A 17,405-nucleotide genomic window follows, 5' to 3' on the forward strand; every position below is an offset into this window, starting at 1 on the left:
TCACAAAACGGCCCCGGCCCAACGTGAAAAAGAGGCACATCATGCACGATGCTTACGACCTGCAACGCTTCGTCGAGGCTCAGGAGCCGGTTTTCCGGCAAGCACTGGCCGAACTCGAAGCCGGCAGAAAGCGCAGTCACTGGATGTGGTTTGTATTTCCGCAGATCAAGGGCCTGGGACGCAGCGCCATGGCGCAGCGCTATGCCATCAGCGGCCTCGATGAAGCCCGGGCCTATTTGCGGCACCCGCTGCTGGGGCCGCGCCTGGAGCTGTGCGCAAAAACCATCGCGCCTCAGATCCAGCGTTCGGCTCGACAGATTTTCGGCTCCCCGGATGACCTCAAGCTGCATTCAAGCATGACCCTGTTTGCAGCCGCGGCACCGGAACATCCCTTGTTCCAGGAGGTGCTGGACACCTTCTTCGAGGGTAAGCCGGACGCCATGACCATTGAGAAACTGCAAGCCTTTCCCTGAACGCTTCAAACGCCTGCCGAAGAGCGCTGCATGCAGCGCTCGCGTCGCTCATCGACGCGCTCGGCAAACCAGGCCGTTGTCAGCTTGCGGGTAATCTTCGGGCTTTTCAGGACAATGCCGGGCAGTACGGCACGGGGCAGCGGTTTGCCCTGAGTCTTCTGGGCCAGCTCGAAGACACGGGTGTAAAGCCGGGTTTCCTCGAACTCGAACGTGTCACCCTGCTTGAGCTGGTTCCAGATGGCCGAATTGCTCATGTCCAGACGAGCGCCCAAGGTGCGAACTGCAAGTTCCGTCGACCCCGGCGACGTCGAATCATAGCGAATCAGGTCGCCATCCAGCGCCAGCTCGATCCCCGTGGCACGGCTGACCGCATTCTGGAAAGCGGCATTGCGACTGGCGTACCAGCCGGCATTGAAATCCGCGAAACGGTAGATCGACTGCGTGTAGCTGGCCGGGTAACCCAGCAGATGGGCAATACCGAAGTACATGCCGCCGCGACGGGTGAAGACTTCCCGGCGAATGGAACCATCGACCGCATAGGGATAATTGGCCGCCTGCTTTTCGGCAAAGGCAATGCTGACCTGCATCGGCCCGCCCGTGCGCACCGGATTGAAATTGCCGAACAGCGTCTGCCCAAGCGGCACCATGCCGATGAAGTCATCGAAAATGGCGCTCAGTTCCTTCTCGGTACGAGCCGCATCCAGCCGAGCGCCATACGTTTTACCACTGGGCGAACGGATCCGCAGGGCTGCGTTGACCAGCGCCGCCGGAATATGCAGCCGCGAGGCACGCCGGTCGATCTCGGCACGGGCAATCTTCGCCATTCCCGGCACTGTCGGATCAACCTGATAAGTGGATTCCTGTTCGGTCACCGCCAGCACGGAACACAGGTTCTCGGTGGTCAGATCGATTCTCTGCGCCACGAACGCGGCATAGATATCGCCTGCCCATTCCTGACGATCCGGAGTCTTGGGCGGCATCAGGCGCACGATCTGCGCCCGCGCCTGATCGGGGCTCAACTCCGGCTCTTGAACCCGCTGGCTGCTGCATCCGGCAAGCGCCAATGCAAAGCTCATCATGAGCGTTCCAGACTTCACTCCCTTCAATTGCTTACCTCTCTCGATACTGGTCTAGAACACAGACCACTCAATCCTCGCACTCAGTTTTTCCAGCGCTGCCATACCGACCAGCGAATTGCCCGCCGCGTTCAATTCCGGGGACCAGACACAAACAGAAAACCGTCCCGGCACCACGGCAACAATACCACCGCCCACGCCGCTCTTGCCCGGCAGGCCGACCCGATAGGCAAAGTTACCGGCTTCGTCGTAAAGACCGCTGGTGGCCATGATCGAGTTCAGTTGCGTGGCCTGGCGTGCCGTCAGGATCTGCTCGCCGCTGTGGGTGCAGAAGCCCTGATTGGCCAGAAAACCGAAAGCCCGCGCCAGATCGATGCAGTTCATGCTCAGAGCGCAATGATGGAAATAACTGCGCAGCACGTCTTCGACGTCGCCATTGAAGTTATCGAAGGACTTCATCAGATAGGCCGCAGCAGCATTGCGGGAACGGTGCTGATATTCGGACTCCGCGACCTTGGCATCGGAAATGATGGTCGGGTTGCCGCACAGACGTCGCACGAAGTCGCGCATGGACAGCGCGGGAGCTGCGAAACGCGCCTGATTGATATCACAGATCACCAGCGCCCCGGCGTTGATGAAAGGGTTGCGCGGCCTGCCCCGCTCGAACTCCAGCTGGACCAGCGAGTTGAAAGGCTGACCTGAAGGCTCATGCCCCAGACGCTTCCAGATGTCCTCGCCGGAATGTCCGATGGCCTGAACCAGGCTGAAGACTTTGGAGATACTCTGGATCGAAAACGGCGTGGCAGCATCGCCGGCATGGAACACCTCGCCGCTGTTGCTATAGACCGCAATACCCAATTGATCAGGGCGAACTTCACCCAGCGCAGGAATGTAATTGGCGACCTTGCCCTGGCCGAGCAAGGGCCTGACTTCATCAAGAATTTCGTTCAGCAGGTTTTGCATGCATGCGCCCCTTGTTTTGGGTGCGCACACTACACCAACAATTGAAAACGAGCATCATCCAACAAGGACAATGTCCCGTGTTTTACAGTCATCGTGAAAAAGCCTGACCTCACCCGACATCAGGTCTTGTATTCGGTATCGGTGCGTTCAAGTTGACGGATCAGTGCATTCCAGTGCCTGGACACATAGGGCTCGTCACCATCCTTGAAGGCCTTGACCTGATTTTCCACAGTGGCGATCACTTCTGCAGGCGGGAAAACCAGCTCCGCATTGCCAGCAGCCTGAGCGGCGATCTGGATATTGCAGGCGTACTCCAGCGATTGCAGTTGCTGGAACGCATGCTCGACACTCACCCCGGCAGTCAGCAAGCCATGGTTGCGCAGGATCATCACGCTCTTGTCGCCCAGATCCGCCACCAGCCGCTCACGCTCGTCCAGGTTCAGTGCCACCCCTTCATAACCGTGATAGGCCACTCGCCCCGAGAACCCCAGAGAATGCTGGGAAATAAGCAGCAAGCCATCCTTCTGGGCAGAAACCGCAATGCCGTCGCGGGTATGGGTATGCAGTACCGCCTGAAGATCGGGACGTGCGCCATGGATCGCGCTATGAATCACGTAACCGGCGTAGTTGATGCCAAGCCCCGTCGGGTCATCGACGATGGTGCCGTCGAGATCGACCTTGACCAGGTTCGATGCGGTAATTTCATCGAACAACAGGCCAAAGGCGTTGATCAGGAAATGCTCGTCCGGGCCAGGAACCCGTGCGGAGAAATGGGTGTAGATGTGATCGGTCCAGCGCTTGAGTGCCGCCAGACGATAAGCCGCCGCCAGCTTGACCCGCACTTCCCACTCCTCAGGCGAAACCCGATCCCGGACGCTGCCTGATTTTTCCGGGCCTGGAGTCCCTTGCTGGACTGGTAAAGCGCTGACGTTGCTCATGGTATTGCTCCTGAATGACTTTAAAGCCTGTCCCACAAGACTAAGCGCATAACAAAATCATTAAAAAGCACATTTTCTTATAAGCTAATTATGAAAAAAACAAATATTAGAAACACCGCAACATCGCTTGCAGCTTAAAGCTTGCGGCTTGTAGCTGGGTACTAGCTACAAAGCTTCAAGCTGCAAGAGTTCCTCAGCGCGCCACCGGCGTCCTCATCGTCACAAACTCTTCCGCTGCAGTCGGGTGTACGCCGATGGTGTCGTCGAATATCTGTTTGGTCGCGCCGGCCTTCAGGGCGATTGCCAGGCTCTGGACGATCTCGCCGGCATCCGGGCCGACCATGTGGCAACCCAGTACGCGGTCGGTCCGGGCGTCAACCACCAGTTTCATGAAGGTCTTCTCCTGAACGTCGGTCAGGGTCAGTTTCATGGGGCGGAAGCGGCTCTCGAAAATCTGCACCTCATGCCCGGCCTTGATGGCGTCCTCTTCGGTCAGGCCGACAGTACCAATGTTCGGCAGGCTGAAGACCGCCGTCGGAATATGGTTATAGTCCACCGGGCGATACTGCTCAGGCTTGAACAGGCGGCGGGCCACGGCCATGCCTTCGGCCAGCGCCACCGGCGTCAGTTGCACGCCACCGATTACATCGCCAATGGCCAGGATCGAAGGCTCGCTGCTCTGATAATGCTCGTCGACTTCAATGTAGCCGCGCTCGTCCAGCTTGATGTTGACGCTTTCCAGACCGAGGTTATCGAGCATCGGGCGACGACCCGTGGCGTAGAACACACAGTCTGTCTCCAGGCTGCTGCCATCCTTGAGGGACAGCAACAGGCTGCCATCGGCCTGTTTTTCGATACGCTCGATATCGCTGTTGAAACGCACATTCATGTGTCGCTTCACCAGTTCTTCATGCAGGTGGGTACGCACACCACTATCGAAGCCACGCAGGAACAGATCGCCGCGATAGAGCAGCGTGGTGTCGGCCCCCAGACCGTTGAAGATCGAAGCGAACTCGACAGCAATGTAGCCTCCGCCGACCACTGTCACGCGCTTTGGCAATTCCTTGAGGTAGAAGGCTTCATTGGAGGTAATGGCATGCTCGCGACCCGGCACGTCAGGCACCTGTGGCCAGCCACCGGTCGCAATCAGAATGCGTTCGGCACTGTAGCTCTGGCCGTTTATCTCAACACGCTGCGGCCCGGTGATCCGGGCATGGCCTTCCAGCAGCGTGACGCCGCTGTTGACCAGCAGATTGCGATAGATGCCGTTGAGGCGGTTGATTTCGCGGTCCTTGTTGGCGATCAGCGTGGCCCAGTCGAATTGTGCCTCGCCCAGCGACCAGCCAAAACCTTTGGCCTGCTCGAAATCTTCGGAGTAATGCGCGCCGTACACCAGAAGCTTCTTGGGCACACAGCCCACGTTGACGCATGTGCCACCCAGATAGCGACTTTCGGCTACGGCCACTCGCGCACCGAAACCGGCAGCAAAACGCGCCGCCCTGACACCGCCGGAACCGGCACCAATTACAAAAAGATCGAAGTCGTAAGCCATTACTGTCTCCTTAGCGATGGGCCAGCATAACCGCTAAACGGTCAGTCAGAAAACGACAAGGCCACCCGAAGGTGGCCTTGTCTTGAAGCGTGCGAGCGTGAATCAGTAAGCCTTGCCCGTTTTGTAGAAATGCTCGAAGCAGAAGTTGGTCGCTTCGATATAGCCTTCTGCACCACCGCAGTCGAAACGCTGGCCCTTGAACTTGTAAGCCAGCACGTTGCCTTCGGCAGCCTGCTTCATCAGGGCGTCGGTGATCTGGATCTCGCCGCCTTTGCCTGGAGCGGTCTGTTCGATTTTCTCGAAGATGTCCGGCGTCAGAATATAACGACCAATGATCGCCATGTTCGATGGAGCGTCTTCAGGCTTTGGCTTCTCGACCATGTCGGTGACACGGAACAGGCCCGGCTTGATTTCGTCACCGGCAATGACGCCGTACTTGTTGGTTTCCTGAGGATCGACTTCCTGGATCGCGATGATCGAGCAGCCGTAATGGTTGTGCAGCTTGACCATCTGGGCCAGCACGCCGTCGCCATCGAGGTTGACACACAGGTCGTCCGCCAGAACAACGGCGAACGCTTCCTTGCCGATCAGAGGACGACCGCTGAGGATCGCGTGACCCAGACCTTTCATTTCGGTCTGGCGAGTGTAGGAGAAGCTGCACTCGTCGATCAGTTTGCGAATACCGACCAGGTACTTCTCTTTATCCGTACCCTTGATCTGGTGCTCCAGCTCGTAGCTGATGTCGAAATGGTCTTCCAGTGCGCGCTTGCCGCGACCGGTGACGATGGAGATCTCATTCAAACCAGCGGCGAGCGCTTCTTCCACACCGTATTGGATCAGTGGCTTGTTGACCACCGGCAGCATTTCCTTGGGCATGGCCTTGGTCGCTGGCAAAAAGCGAGTACCGTAACCGGCTGCTGGGAACAAGCATTTCTTGATCATAAAAGTCCTTGGTAAGGGCTGTTGGTGTTAGCGGCGCAGTCTAATCAGGCGGCGGTCACCTTACAATGCCCCGCCACTGGCCGTCCGATGCCATGGTAGAGGAATCCATGAGCAGATAGTTCCGCAAAATCATAGATATTGCGCCCATCGAAAATCACGGGCATGCGCATAAGGCCCCGAACGCGGATGAAATCCGGCTGACGAAACTGCTTCCATTCGGTCAGCAGAACCACTGCATCTGCGCCTTCGACACAGCTGTACAGCGACTCGCTCAAGCGTAGCTGACCACTTTGCACTGCGCCGGAATAATATTCGGCCACCGGTCCCATGGCCGCCGGGTCCGTGGCCTGAACTTTGACACCCGCCGCCAGCAAGGCATCAATCAGGACCAGGCTTGGGGCTTCACGAATGTCGTCGGTGCCGGGCTTGAAGGCCAGCCCCCACAACGCAACCACCCGCCCCTGCATATAACCACCAAAATGCTGGTGCAAGGCCTCGAACAGCAGGGTCTTCTGGGTTGCATTGCGCTGCTGCACCGCACGCAGAATCTGCGGATCGAACCCCTGCTGCTCGGCCGTTCGAATCAGTGCCCGCACATCCTTGGGAAAACACGAACCGCCATAGCCGCAACCGGCGTAAATGAAATGCGTGCCGATGCGTTTGTCACTGCCGATACCGCGCCGCACCTGCTCGATATCCACGCCCAGATGAGCACACAGGCCGGCCATTTCATTGATGAAGGAAATCTTTGTCGCCAGGAATGCATTGGCGGCGTATTTGCTGAACTCTGCGGCGCGTATGTCCATGACCAGCGCGCGCTCGCGGTTGCGCAGAAACGGCCCGTACAAGCGTTGCAACAGTTGCACGGACTCAGGCTCCGCACAGCCCAGAATCACCCTGTCCGGCCTCATGAAGTCCTCGATGGCCGCGCCTTCCTTGAGAAACTCGGGGTTGCTCGCCACCGTTACACGCGCAGTCAGGCCGCGTCGCGAAAGATGCCCGTTGATGCGCTGGGACAACGCTTCGGCAGTACCCACCGGCACGGTTGACTTGTTGACCACCAGGCAAGCCCGATTCAGGGATTGCCCCAACTGATCGGCGACTTTCAGCACCTGGGACAGGTCCGCCGCACCGTCTTCATTGCCCGGCGTGCCCACCGCAATGAAAATGATATCGGCCTGGCGTACGCCCTCCTCCAGGCTTGAGGTAAACCTGAGCAACCCGCTGGCCTGATGCTCCTTGAGCATGGGCTCAAGACCTGGCTCGTAAATGGGACACTCACCACGCCGCAAGGCGGCAATTCTCTGTAAGCGGGTTTCGACACACAGCACCTGATTGCCCATTTCGGCAAAGCAGGCCGCCGTCACCAGCCCCACGTATCCGGCACCGATTATGCACAGTCGCATGAGTCGCCTCTCCATTCGGATTTGCGACGATTGCAACGCAAACCGATTGCAGCACGGTGATGACATGACGACAGACACATGACAGAAGAATTATCATGAATCACATGGCGGAACGATGGCACCGACGATCAGTCCAAGCCTCGTATTGCAAACTTCCCCCCGGCCTTATCTTGAAGCGAAAAACATGATCAGAGTTCTGTCCATTATTGCTGTACTGGGCCTGACTGGCTGCGCCACCGCCTCCAACACTTACCTGAAAAATGGCAAGCAAGGCCTGAGCATCGATTGCTCGGGAGAAGCGATGTCATGGGCCAGCTGCTATGAAAAGGCCGATGCTTCCTGTGCGGGCACCGGTTATGAGATCGTCGGCACCGATGGCACGCCCCGCCCCGCCGAAAGCGAGAAAACCCTTGGCCTGGACGTGGGCAACTACAAGAGCCGTAGCGTTCTGGTGGTGTGCAAATAAAGGGCGATCAGCCTGAAATGCAGGCCTCGGCAGCGTTGCGTACATCCTTGAAACGCAAAGGCAGGTTGGAAAGACGTTCATGAACCTTGATCGTGCTGCCTCCGGAGCGGTTCTCGACATAAATCACCGCTGCGGGGTCACTGCTGAAACTTTGCGCAACGATCAGGCGCAGGCCGTCACGATGAGGCTCGATGAGCGGGGGCTTGCGACTCTCGCTGATCTTGCCGACAAAACAGTCGGCATACTGCTGAGGCGTCTTGCCGGAAATTACGTTCAGGGTTGCAGGCGAGTGCTCGATATCAGCAACGGTCGCACATCCGCTCATCGCCAAAGCCATGACTACAACGGCCAGTTTCATACAATCCCCTCCAATTTAAAGGTGCTACGACAAGCACAGGCGCAATTAGATCCCGAACGGGACACTTTTTACCAGAAAGAGCGCAATTGACGCCCAAACAACGGCAAATGGCACGCCCCGCATGCTATCGTTTTGATTTTTCAGAAAAAGCCACTGCTTTCGGAGACACCCATGAAATTCGTACACCAGCGTGAGCACTTGAACGAGGACGATCTGGTCGTCATCGAATGCTCGCAAACGTGCAACATTCGCCTGATGAACGATGCCAACTTTCGCAGCTTCAAGAACGGCGGACGCCATACCTACCACGGCGGTGCTTTCGACAAGTTCCCGGCCAAGATCGCAGCGCCCAGCACCGGTTTCTGGAATATCACCATCGACACCACGGGCCGCAAGCCGAGTGCGAACCCTGGCCACAAACCGAAATTCACCCACTCGATCAAGATCGTCCGCCGTTCGACCTCTCGCCTGAGCTGATGCCCAAGGAGCCAATGTGAACAACACTGCCAGCACGACCAAGTACGCCGTCAGCTACAAACTCAATGGCGAGCGCCGCTTCGAATTCGCACAACTGCAATCGGCCTCGGTAGAAGAAGCCAGGGCTGCACTGGAAAAGATGCACGGCCAGAGCGATGACCAGATCAGCGATGTGAAAGTCAGCAAGGCTCTTTAACCGTAGCAGCGTCTTTGCGGGATCGATTGCCAGCCGACCAGATTCATTTTTCGCGAATGAATTCGCTACCTACCATCCCCGTAGGAGCGACTTCAGTCGCGAAAACACCGCCCTACCCCGTACAGCTTTCAACGCCGGGAGATGTGCGCGCCTTGAGCGGGCACTCCGCACGATGCAGGTTCAGCGCGGTATTGATGATGCCGATATGACTGAACGCCTGGGGAAAGTTACCCAGCATGTGCTTGCCTTGGGGCTCGTATTGCTCGGCCAGCAACCCGACGTCATTGCACAGGCCGCACAAGCGGTCAAACAGCTCTCTGGCCTCCCGCGCACGCCCCTGCAGGACATAAACATCGGCGAGCCAGAACGAACACACCAGGAAAGTCCCTTCAGTTCCCGACAAGCCGTCGACGCTGCGTTCATTGTCATAACGCAGCAACAGGCCATCCTGCATCAGGGTGCGCTCGATCCGCTCAACGGTGGCGACCACTCGTGGGTCGTTGGCGGGCAGGAATCCGGTCAGGGCAATCTGTAGCAGGCTGGCATCCATTTCGGTGGCGCCATAGGTCTGTACGAAACAGCCCAACTGCGCATTGAAGCCATTGAGGCACACGTCGGCGTGGATCTGATCCGCCACATCCCGAAAATGCCGCGCCAGAGCCCGATCTTCTTCGGTGAGCGCAGCCTCGGCTATCTGTGTCGCATTACGGTCGAAGGCCACCCAGGCCATGACCTTGGAATGGGTAAAATGCCGGGGCTCGGAACGAATCTCCCAGATACCGGCGTCCGGCAAGTGCCAGACCGTTTCCAGAAACGGCATCACGACCTTGGAAATCGCAATGCTGCGCGGGTGGCGCGGCATGCCACCCTTGAGCGCCTGGATCATGGCATCGGCCACTTCGCCGTAGACATCCAGCTGCATCTGGGTTGCGGCACCGTTGCCGATGCGCACCGGCTGCGATCCCTTGTAACCGCTCAGCCAGGGCAATTCATACTCCAGCAGCCGTCGCTCACCGCCCAGCCCATACATAATCTGTATCTGCTCGGGATTGCCCGCTACCGAACGCAGCAGCCAGTCACGCCACTCTGTCGCTTCCTCGAAATAGCCCAGGTTCATGAACGCCAGCAGCGTCATGGTCGCATCCCGCAACCAGCAATAGCGGTAATCCCAGTTGCGCTCACCTCCCAACTGCTCGGGCAACGAAGTCGTCACTGCGGCAACGATGCCACCCGTAGGCTGATAGGTCATGGCCTTGAGGGTGATCAGCGAACGTTTGACCTGAGCAGTCCAGGGCCCGACATCAGGGCAGCGATCGGAAAACGCTCGCCAGAAAGCCTCAGTACGGACCATCGCCTGCCCGGCATCGGTTTCGGGCAGTATCGGTTCGTAGGAAGGCTGGTAAGCCAGGGTGAAAACCTTGCGCTCGCCTGCAGCGACATGGAAGTCACTGCCGGTGTGGTGATCATGGGGCTGAAGGGAAACCGGGCTGCGTAACACGAGCATTTCCGGCCCCGCCACGGCAGTCAGGGTGTGTGGATCCTTCTTCTCGACCCACGGCACCGTACTGCCGTAATCGAAGCGAATGGCAAGGTCCATGCTGAAACGCACCCGTCCTTCAAGACCGACCACAGTCCGCACCACCTGGTTGTCGACGCCCATGGGCATGAAGTCGATCAGCAGTGCGCGGCCGCTCGGGGTCGTGAACAGGGTTTCCAGAATCAGAGTGCCTTCGCGATAACGACGCTCGACAGAGGTGATCTCTTCTGCCGGTGCAATCTTCCAGCGACCATTATCACTGTCACCCAGCAAGGCCGCGAAACAGGCAGGTGCATCGAAACGCGGAAAACACAGCCAATCCAGTGAACCATCCCGGGCAACCAGAGCGGCAGTCCGGCAATTACCCAGCAATGCGTAGTCTTCAATCAGTGCAGCCATTCGAGAATGTCCGTCCCTATCGTGAAGCCGCGCCGGGAACAGCAGACCTCAGCGCGGCAAGATGTAACGGTCGATGGCCTGAGCCACACCGTCCTGAAGGTTGCTTTCGGTCACGACATAGGCCTGCCCTCGCACGCTGGCATCGGCCTGGCCCATGGCAATGGAGAGCCCCGCCAACTGGAACATGGCGACATCGTTGCCACCATCGCCAATGGCAGCCGTATTCACCAGTTCTACACCCAGATACTGGGCAAGCGTCATCAGGGCCGTGCCCTTGTTGGCCGCCAAAGCCGTGACATCGAGGTAATAGGATTGCGAGCGCGCCGCCAGCGCCTGCCCTTCAATCAAGGGGTTGAGCCGGTTTTCCAGAGTTTCGAGCAAATCGAAGTCCGTGCTGGAGGCCACTATCTTGTCGATGCGATCCAGATACGGCTCGAAGCTGTCCACCAGCAGCGGCTCATAACCCAGCGCATGGCGCTCGTGATCGACATAAGCGCTGTCAGGATCGAGCAGAAGCCATTGGTCATCGGCAAAGACCCAGACCGCGACCTCTTCAGTGGCGAACAGCTCCAGGCAAGTGCGCGCAGCTTCAGGCTCGATTCGATAGGCCGCCAACAGGCTGCCATCGGGATGAGTGATAGTGCCGCCGTTGAAAGAGACTGTCGGCAGATCGACGCCCAGGGTTTCGATGATCGGCCCCATGGCCCGTGGCGGCCGACTGCTGGCCAGGGTGAAGTGAATCCCGGCATCGCGCAGCCGCCCCACTGCCTCGACAGTAGCCGAAGTGAGGCTGTGATCGGGGAGCAGCAAGGTGCCATCGATATCGGACAACAGGAATTGGATGAGTGACTGCGAGCGTTCAGTCATCGATCTGGCGCCACTCGCGACCATCACGGGTCAGCAGGTCTTGCGCAGCCTCAGGCCCGTCTTCACCGGCCTTGTAGAACTGCACTTCGGGCTTGTCGGCCCAGGCATCCAGAAACGGCTGAACGGCGCGCCAGCCATTCTCGATATTGTCGGCGCGCTGGAACAGCGTCTGGTCGCCTGTCAGGCAGTCGTAGATCAGGGTTTCGTAGCCGGTCGATGGCTGCATCTCGAAAAAGTCCTTGTAAGCAAAACCCAGTTCGATGTCTTCCATGTCCAGGGTCGGCCCCGGACGCTTGGCAAACAGGTCGAACCAGACGCCCTCATTGGGCTGAATCTGGATTCGCAGATAATTGGGCTTGAGCCGGTCGACCTCGGTATCCCGGAACTGGGCATAAGGCGCCGGCTTGAAGCAGATGGCGATTTCGGTATCACGAGAGCTCATGCGCTTGCCGGTGCGCAGATAGAACGGCACCCCGACCCAACGCCAGTTGTCCACCAGAACCTTGAGGGCCACATAGGTTTCGGTCGTGCTGTCAGCGTCAACGCGCTCTTCATCGCGATAGCCGACAACGTCACGATCACCCGACCGGCCTTTGGCATACTGGCCACGTACCGAGTTGCTCAGTGCCTCTTCCTTGCTCCATGGCCGAATCGCGCCGATGACCTTGGCCTTCTCGCCCCGTACAGCATCGGCGCCGAACGCTGCCGGTGGCTCCATGGCGACCATGGCCAGCAACTGGAACAGGTGATTGGGCACCATGTCGCGCAGTGCCCCTGTATTTTCATAAAAACTACCGCGGGTTTCGACACCCACGGTTTCAGCCGCCGTGATCTGGATGTGATCGATGTAGTGGTTGTTCCAGAACGACTCGAAAAAGGCGTTGGAGAAACGGGTGACCAGAATGTTCTGTACCGTTTCCTTGCCCAGATAATGATCGATGCGATAAATCTGCTTTTCGCTCATCACCTTGAGCAGGCAGGCATTGAGCTCAACCGCACTGGCCAGATCCGAACCGAACGGTTTTTCGATCACCACCCGGCGAAAGCTGTCTGCGGCCTCCGTCAGCAGGCCTGATGAACCGAGTCGCGAAACCACTTCACTGAAGAAGCGCGGTGCCGTGGCAAGATAGAAAACAGCATTGGCCGTGCCGCTGCCCTCGATCTTGCCGGCAATGTCCTGATAGGTCGAATCGTCGAGAAAGTCGCCTTGCACATAGCTGATGCGCTTGGCCAGCTTGCCCCAGAGCTCAGGGTCCAAGGCTTCCCCACCCGCTTCGGAGACCTTGCTGGAGGCCTCCTGGCGGATGAAGTTTTCAAGCTTGAGGGCAAAGTCGGTGTCACTGATCGCATTGTGATCGACACCGACAATATGCAGCCCCTCATCCAGCAGTCCGTCACGCGCCAGGTTGTAGAGCGCCGGCATCAACAAACGCTTTACCAGGTCACCGTGAGCACCGAACAGAAACAGTGTCGTAGCCGGAGCAACCTCAGCTTTGTGGGCGGCCTTGCCGCGTGACAGGCCCATTATTTGGGTTCCTTGTGACCACCGAACCCGAAGCGCATGGCGGACAACATCTTGTCGGCGTAAGAGCTGGTCTGACGCGAGCGGAAACGGGCAAAAAGCGCGCTGGACAACACCGGAACCGGCACGGCCTGCTCGATGGCGGCCTCGATGGTCCAGCGGCCTTCGCCACTGTCGGCCACGGAACCGGAGAACGCATCCAAGTCAGGGTCAGTTGCCAGGGCATCGGCCGTCAGGTCCAGCAGCCAGGACGAAACCACGCTGCCACGACGCCAGACTTCAGCGATATCGGCGGTATCGAGGTCGAAACGCTGCTCGGGCGGCAGGTGCTCGGAGTTCTTCTGCTTGAGCAGATCGAAGCCCTCGGCAAAGGCCTGCATCATGCCGTACTCGATGCCGTTGTGAATCATCTTCACGAAGTGACCGGAACCGGCCGGGCCCGAGTGGATATAGCCACGCTCGGCACGGTCATCGCTGGAATTGCGATCCCGGGTGCGTTCAATCGAGCCATAGCCCGGAGCCAGGGTGGCGAACAGCGGGTCCAGACGCTCGACGATAGCGCTTTCACCACCGATCATCATGCAATAGCCGCGCTCCAGGCCCCACACACCGCCGGAAGTGCCGACATCGATGTAATGCAGACCTTTTTCAGTCAGCTCCTTGGCACGACGGATGTCGTCCTTGTAGAAGGTGTTGCCGCCATCGATGATCACATCGTCGACTTCCAGCAACTGGCTCAGCACCTGAATGGTGTCTTCGGTCGGAGCACCGGCCGGGAGCATGACCCACACGGCGCGTGGTTTTTCGAGCGCAGCGACCAGTGACGCCAGGTCGTCGGCAGCCGTCGAACCTTCGTTGGCCAGGGTATTGCGAGAGGCTTCATCGCGGTCATAGACCACAGTGCTGTGGCCATCGAGCATCAGTCGCCGTGCAATATTGCCGCCCATGCGGCCCAGCCCAACAATCCCAAGTTGCATGAAAAGGTGCTCCTCAATCTGTAAAAAGGTGCCTCACTTTCTCGGTTCCAGCGCTTGATTCAGTGACACATGCTGGTTAGTCAAGAAAGCTCTGGCATCGGTTCCCCAAGGTGGGGACAGCGGCATTTACATCCGCCCGATAGTGCATTTTGTCGTTAACGCGAAAGGTTCGCGACAATTAAAAATAAAAAAGTTCCAATTTTGTGCAAAAGAAATCAAAATCGATGCCGATAGAGAGACAAGCAGTGGCGATTCAGGGAACGATTGTCAATGCAGAGGTCTTTCCGACGTTGAATCCGCCATTTGCGAGGTGAGCAATGGGCACAGTACTACCAGCACTTGCACCACAAACCCTGTACGTCACTATCCGTCGCGACGAACTGCGCGCCCTCAAAGAAGAGCGTGAACAGTTGCTCAGCAAAGTAGCCCACTTGAGCCTGCTTCTGCAGCAAGCACAACTGGCCGCTCCTGGCACAGCCCTGCAAGCCTGACCTGCACACCCCGCCCCAACGCTCAGTGGCAAGCCTGACCCACGGCTTGCCCGCGATGAGCGTAGTTTATAGCGTTTTCTGCCAGAACATCGCACGCCCCATTTGCGGATCCAGCTCATAGCTGCCAAATCCCTGCCTTGCATAGACTGCCTGCGCCGCAGCGTTACCTTCCAGAACTTCGAGTGTCAGCTTGCAACAGCCACGCTGACGGGCGATTTCTTCGACCTTGGCAAGCATTTTCTGGCAGATGCCACGGCCACGGTATTGAGCAAGCACGACCACGTCATGAATATTGATCAGCGGGCGGCAGGCGAAAGTCGAAAAACCTTCAAAGCAGTTAACCAACCCTACCGGCTCACCAGCGATAAAAGCCAGCACGCTGAAAGCATGAGGTCGCTTGGCCAGTTCGATTGCCAGTTGCTGACGAGTATCGACCGATAGTGACTCGCCACCGCCCATGACATCCTCGGCATAGTGATTCAAGACGAACCCAATCGCTTCGGCATGTACCGGATTGGTGTAGCTCGCTTGCAGTACCAGCACCTCTGGGGCTTCCATTTCCAACCTCTTCAATACGACAACACAGTTTGATTCCATATGGCGAGCACGCAGAAAGGCAAGCCAAAGAGGGCAGATTCTATCGTGCATCACCCCAAAATGTTCCAACCTTAACGTAGGAAATTTCTTCGGACACCCAAAGATAAAACGCTTGATGCACCCGGAAGAGGCATACAACCTGTTTCCTGCCGGAAAATTGCGCAAAATAATGGCATCTGTCATTGAATCGGCTCGATTCTGCACCTGCCATCAAGCTATCCGACGACCGGTCATCAAGGCTTTTTTTCCTACAGAATCCGCACCATAAAGACGCACCCCTGCCTTTGCGGGCTTCCAAGACGTGTGCTTTATCTACGTCCGACGCCCATGCCAGACATTTCGCCGTAAAAAAGTCGAAACTTCTCCAAAACGGCCGGGTCATCTCCTTAGAGCGCCTATGCTATTGGCTGACCAATAAGCATTGGGCCTACTTGTAATGCTCCATCACTGCGCAAGCTGCAAAACAGGTACTGATTTTGCGTAGTGCAATAACGTCGGCCATAGGAAATGGCTCATAAAACGCCAATGCCGTACCAACACTGTGTTGAATGGGAGAAAACGATGATTAGCGCCGCGGTCAAAACCCAGAAGGGAGAGAGTTTTAATCAGCTGGCCAACGAGCTGACTCATCTACCACCATTTGCTACAACCACTGTCCCTCAGCTCCAACTACCCACTTCAACCGCACAGCCCATGATCTCCCCGGTCAACAGACGCAAAGTGCTGTTCGTGACCTCGGAGCTGGCTGATCTGGTAAAAACCGGGGGTCTGGGCGATGTGTCTGCTGCCCTGCCACGTGCCATGCGTCATCTGCATGATGTGCGCGTGCTGATTCCGGGCTATCCGCAAGTACTCAACAGCGGCAACCCGATCCATGTGATCAGCGAGCTGGGAGGCTATGCCGCCTTGCCAGCCTGCAAGATCGGTCGCATGGACATGAAGGACGGTCTGGTCATTTATGTACTGATCTGCCCCGAACTGTACGAACGCGAAGGCACACCTTATGGCGATGCCAACGGTCGCGACTGGTCCGACAACCATATCCGTTTCGCCCGGCTGGGCCTGGCGGCAGCCGATTTCGCCGCTGGCTCAGTAAAAAGCCAGTGGAGCCCGGAACTGGTCCATGCCCACGACTGGCCTGCCGGTCTTGCTCCAGCCTACATGCGCTGGCGCGGGCAGACGACACCGAGCATTTTCACCATTCATAACCTGGCCTATCAAGGCACGGTCAGTACAGGTTCGAGTCGTGAACTGGGTATTCCGGACGAAGCCTTGAGCAGCGACGGTATGGAGTTCTACGGCAAGCTGTCCTTCATCAAGGCTGGCATGGCGTACGCCAGCCACATCACGACTGTCAGCGCCACCTACGCCAAGGAAATCACCACTGCCGATTTTGGCTGCGGCCTGGAAGGTTTCCTGCAAAGCAAGGCCGACAAAGGCCAGCTCAGCGGGATCCCCAACGGCATCGACGCCAGTTGGGATGCCAGTACCGACGAGCACCTGATCTGCCATTTCGCGCCCAACGAGTGGCTGCGCAAGGAAATCAACGCCGACTACGTTCGCGAGCTGTTCGAGCTTGATCCTTCCACAGGTCCGCTGTTCGCCGTGGTTTCGCGGCTGGTGTACCAGAAGGGGCTGGACCTGACCATTGGCGTGGCCGAACACATCGTCAATCAGGGTGGGCAAATCGCGATCATCGGTCGTGGCGAGCCTGAGGAAGAGGAAGCCATGCGCGCCCTGGTGGCACGCTTCCCCGGCCGGATCAGTGTGCGCATCGGCTTCAATGAAACCGATGCACGCCGCATGTTCGCCGGGAGCGACTTCCTGCTGATGCCATCGCGCTACGAGCCTTGCGGCCTGAGCCAGATGTACGCCCAGCGTTTCGGCTCACTGCCGGTTGCTCGAAACACCGGCGGCCTGGCGGACACGATAGAAGATGGTGTTACCGGTTTTCTCTTTGATGATTCCACCGTAGAAAGCTACACCGAAGCCCTGAATCGTGCCTTCAAGGTGTTCGACAACACCGCTCTGCTCAATGCCATGCGCTGCCGCGCCATGGCCGCGCCGTTCAACTGGCAACAGGCTGTGGAACCCTATGCGGATCTTTATCAGGACCTGCTGAAAAAGAATGCAGGCGTTGCAACTTATTATTGAGGAGAAGGGGTTAC

General features: G+C 57.9%; 18 protein-coding genes. 6 read left to right on the forward strand and 12 right to left on the reverse strand.

Annotation, left to right across the window (positions count from 1 at the left end):
• Nucleotides 1–41 precede the first annotated feature (41 nt).
• Nucleotides 42–473, forward strand: a complete 432-nt coding sequence (locus CKW23_RS11235) for a DUF1810 domain-containing protein (RefSeq protein ID WP_095067577.1) — start codon at nucleotides 42–44, stop codon at nucleotides 471–473.
• Between the two features lie 5 nt (nucleotides 474–478).
• On the opposite strand, the gene CKW23_RS11240 is transcribed toward CKW23_RS11235, so the two are convergent.
• The 6 genes from CKW23_RS11240 to CKW23_RS11265 form a co-directional block, all read right to left on the reverse strand.
• Nucleotides 479–1,552, reverse strand: a complete 1,074-nt coding sequence (locus CKW23_RS11240; RefSeq protein WP_025259920.1) for a DUF1615 domain-containing protein — start codon at nucleotides 1,550–1,552, stop codon at nucleotides 479–481.
• A gap of 51 nt (nucleotides 1,553–1,603) precedes the next feature.
• Complete coding sequence (glsB, locus tag CKW23_RS11245; protein WP_025259919.1) at nucleotides 1,604–2,512, reverse strand: glutaminase B; 909 nt, start codon at nucleotides 2,510–2,512, stop codon at nucleotides 1,604–1,606.
• Between the two features lie 119 nt (nucleotides 2,513–2,631).
• The gene (locus CKW23_RS11250) at nucleotides 2,632–3,450 is read right to left on the reverse strand and encodes a class II aldolase/adducin family protein (RefSeq protein ID WP_025259918.1); all 819 of its coding nucleotides are present in this window, start codon (nucleotides 3,448–3,450) and stop codon (nucleotides 2,632–2,634) included.
• Between the two features lie 193 nt (nucleotides 3,451–3,643).
• Nucleotides 3,644–5,002: a glutathione-disulfide reductase gene (gene gorA / locus CKW23_RS11255; RefSeq protein WP_025259917.1), complete on the reverse strand. Its 1,359-nt coding sequence runs from the start codon at nucleotides 5,000–5,002 to the stop codon at nucleotides 3,644–3,646.
• A gap of 102 nt (nucleotides 5,003–5,104) precedes the next feature.
• Nucleotides 5,105–5,944, reverse strand: a complete 840-nt coding sequence (gene galU, locus CKW23_RS11260) for a UTP--glucose-1-phosphate uridylyltransferase GalU (RefSeq protein ID WP_025259916.1) — start codon at nucleotides 5,942–5,944, stop codon at nucleotides 5,105–5,107.
• A gap of 44 nt (nucleotides 5,945–5,988) precedes the next feature.
• A complete protein-coding gene (locus CKW23_RS11265; RefSeq protein ID WP_025259915.1) occupies nucleotides 5,989–7,350 on the reverse strand; it encodes a UDP-glucose/GDP-mannose dehydrogenase family protein in 1,362 nt (453 codons plus the stop codon).
• 184 nt (nucleotides 7,351–7,534) lie between these two features.
• Here CKW23_RS11265 and CKW23_RS11270 point away from each other — a divergent pair, with 184 nt between their 5' ends.
• Nucleotides 7,535–7,816 (forward strand): hypothetical protein, encoded by a 282-nt coding sequence (locus CKW23_RS11270; RefSeq protein WP_025259914.1) that lies wholly within the window; start codon nucleotides 7,535–7,537, stop codon nucleotides 7,814–7,816.
• Nucleotides 7,817–7,823: 7 nt separating this feature from the next.
• Here the strand turns inward: CKW23_RS11270 and CKW23_RS11275 are convergent, their stop codons facing one another.
• Nucleotides 7,824–8,174 (reverse strand): hypothetical protein, encoded by a 351-nt coding sequence (locus CKW23_RS11275; RefSeq protein WP_025259913.1) that lies wholly within the window; start codon nucleotides 8,172–8,174, stop codon nucleotides 7,824–7,826.
• Between the two features lie 171 nt (nucleotides 8,175–8,345).
• Between CKW23_RS11275 and CKW23_RS11280 the strand changes: the two genes are divergently transcribed.
• Nucleotides 8,346–8,651: a DUF1883 domain-containing protein gene (locus CKW23_RS11280; protein WP_025259912.1), complete on the forward strand. Its 306-nt coding sequence runs from the start codon at nucleotides 8,346–8,348 to the stop codon at nucleotides 8,649–8,651.
• A gap of 16 nt (nucleotides 8,652–8,667) precedes the next feature.
• On the forward strand, nucleotides 8,668–8,847 hold the full coding sequence (locus tag CKW23_RS11285; protein ID WP_025259911.1) for a hypothetical protein: 180 nt from the start codon (nucleotides 8,668–8,670) through the stop codon (nucleotides 8,845–8,847).
• A gap of 112 nt (nucleotides 8,848–8,959) precedes the next feature.
• On the opposite strand, the gene CKW23_RS11290 is transcribed toward CKW23_RS11285, so the two are convergent.
• The 4 genes from CKW23_RS11290 to gnd are packed head-to-tail and all read right to left on the reverse strand — an operon-like array spanning nucleotide 8,960 to nucleotide 14,149.
• The gene (locus tag CKW23_RS11290; RefSeq protein ID WP_025259910.1) at nucleotides 8,960–10,783 is read right to left on the reverse strand and encodes a glycoside hydrolase family 15 protein; all 1,824 of its coding nucleotides are present in this window, start codon (nucleotides 10,781–10,783) and stop codon (nucleotides 8,960–8,962) included.
• 48 nt (nucleotides 10,784–10,831) lie between these two features.
• Complete coding sequence (locus CKW23_RS11295) at nucleotides 10,832–11,650, reverse strand: Cof-type HAD-IIB family hydrolase (RefSeq protein ID WP_025259909.1); 819 nt, start codon at nucleotides 11,648–11,650, stop codon at nucleotides 10,832–10,834.
• Entirely contained in the window at nucleotides 11,643–13,175 is a 1,533-nt protein-coding gene (gene zwf, locus CKW23_RS11300; protein WP_025259908.1) for a glucose-6-phosphate dehydrogenase, read from the reverse strand. The genes CKW23_RS11295 and zwf overlap by 8 nt, the downstream gene beginning before the upstream one ends.
• Nucleotides 13,175–14,149, reverse strand: a complete 975-nt coding sequence (gene gnd, locus CKW23_RS11305) for a phosphogluconate dehydrogenase (NAD(+)-dependent, decarboxylating) (RefSeq protein WP_095067578.1) — start codon at nucleotides 14,147–14,149, stop codon at nucleotides 13,175–13,177. The genes zwf and gnd overlap by 1 nt, the downstream gene beginning before the upstream one ends.
• 317 nt (nucleotides 14,150–14,466) lie before the next feature.
• Here gnd and CKW23_RS11310 point away from each other — a divergent pair, with 317 nt between their 5' ends.
• On the forward strand, nucleotides 14,467–14,640 hold the full coding sequence (locus CKW23_RS11310; RefSeq protein ID WP_038399824.1) for a DUF6026 family protein: 174 nt from the start codon (nucleotides 14,467–14,469) through the stop codon (nucleotides 14,638–14,640).
• Nucleotides 14,641–14,706: 66 nt separating this feature from the next.
• Here CKW23_RS11310 and CKW23_RS11315 read toward each other — a convergent pair whose 3' ends face one another.
• Nucleotides 14,707–15,198 carry a GNAT family N-acetyltransferase gene (locus CKW23_RS11315; protein WP_025259906.1) on the reverse strand — a complete coding sequence of 164 codons (492 nt, stop codon included), beginning with the start codon at nucleotides 15,196–15,198 and terminating at the stop codon, nucleotides 14,707–14,709.
• 600 nt (nucleotides 15,199–15,798) lie between these two features.
• On the opposite strand from CKW23_RS11315, the gene glgA reads away from it, so the two are divergent.
• Nucleotides 15,799–17,391 (forward strand): glycogen synthase GlgA, encoded by a 1,593-nt coding sequence (gene glgA, locus CKW23_RS11320; protein ID WP_095067579.1) that lies wholly within the window; start codon nucleotides 15,799–15,801, stop codon nucleotides 17,389–17,391.
• Nucleotides 17,392–17,405: the final 14 nt, after the last annotated feature.

It is taken from the genome of Pseudomonas sp. Irchel 3A18 (assembly GCF_900187465.1).
Lineage (GTDB): Bacteria > Pseudomonadota > Gammaproteobacteria > Pseudomonadales > Pseudomonadaceae > Aquipseudomonas > Aquipseudomonas cichorii.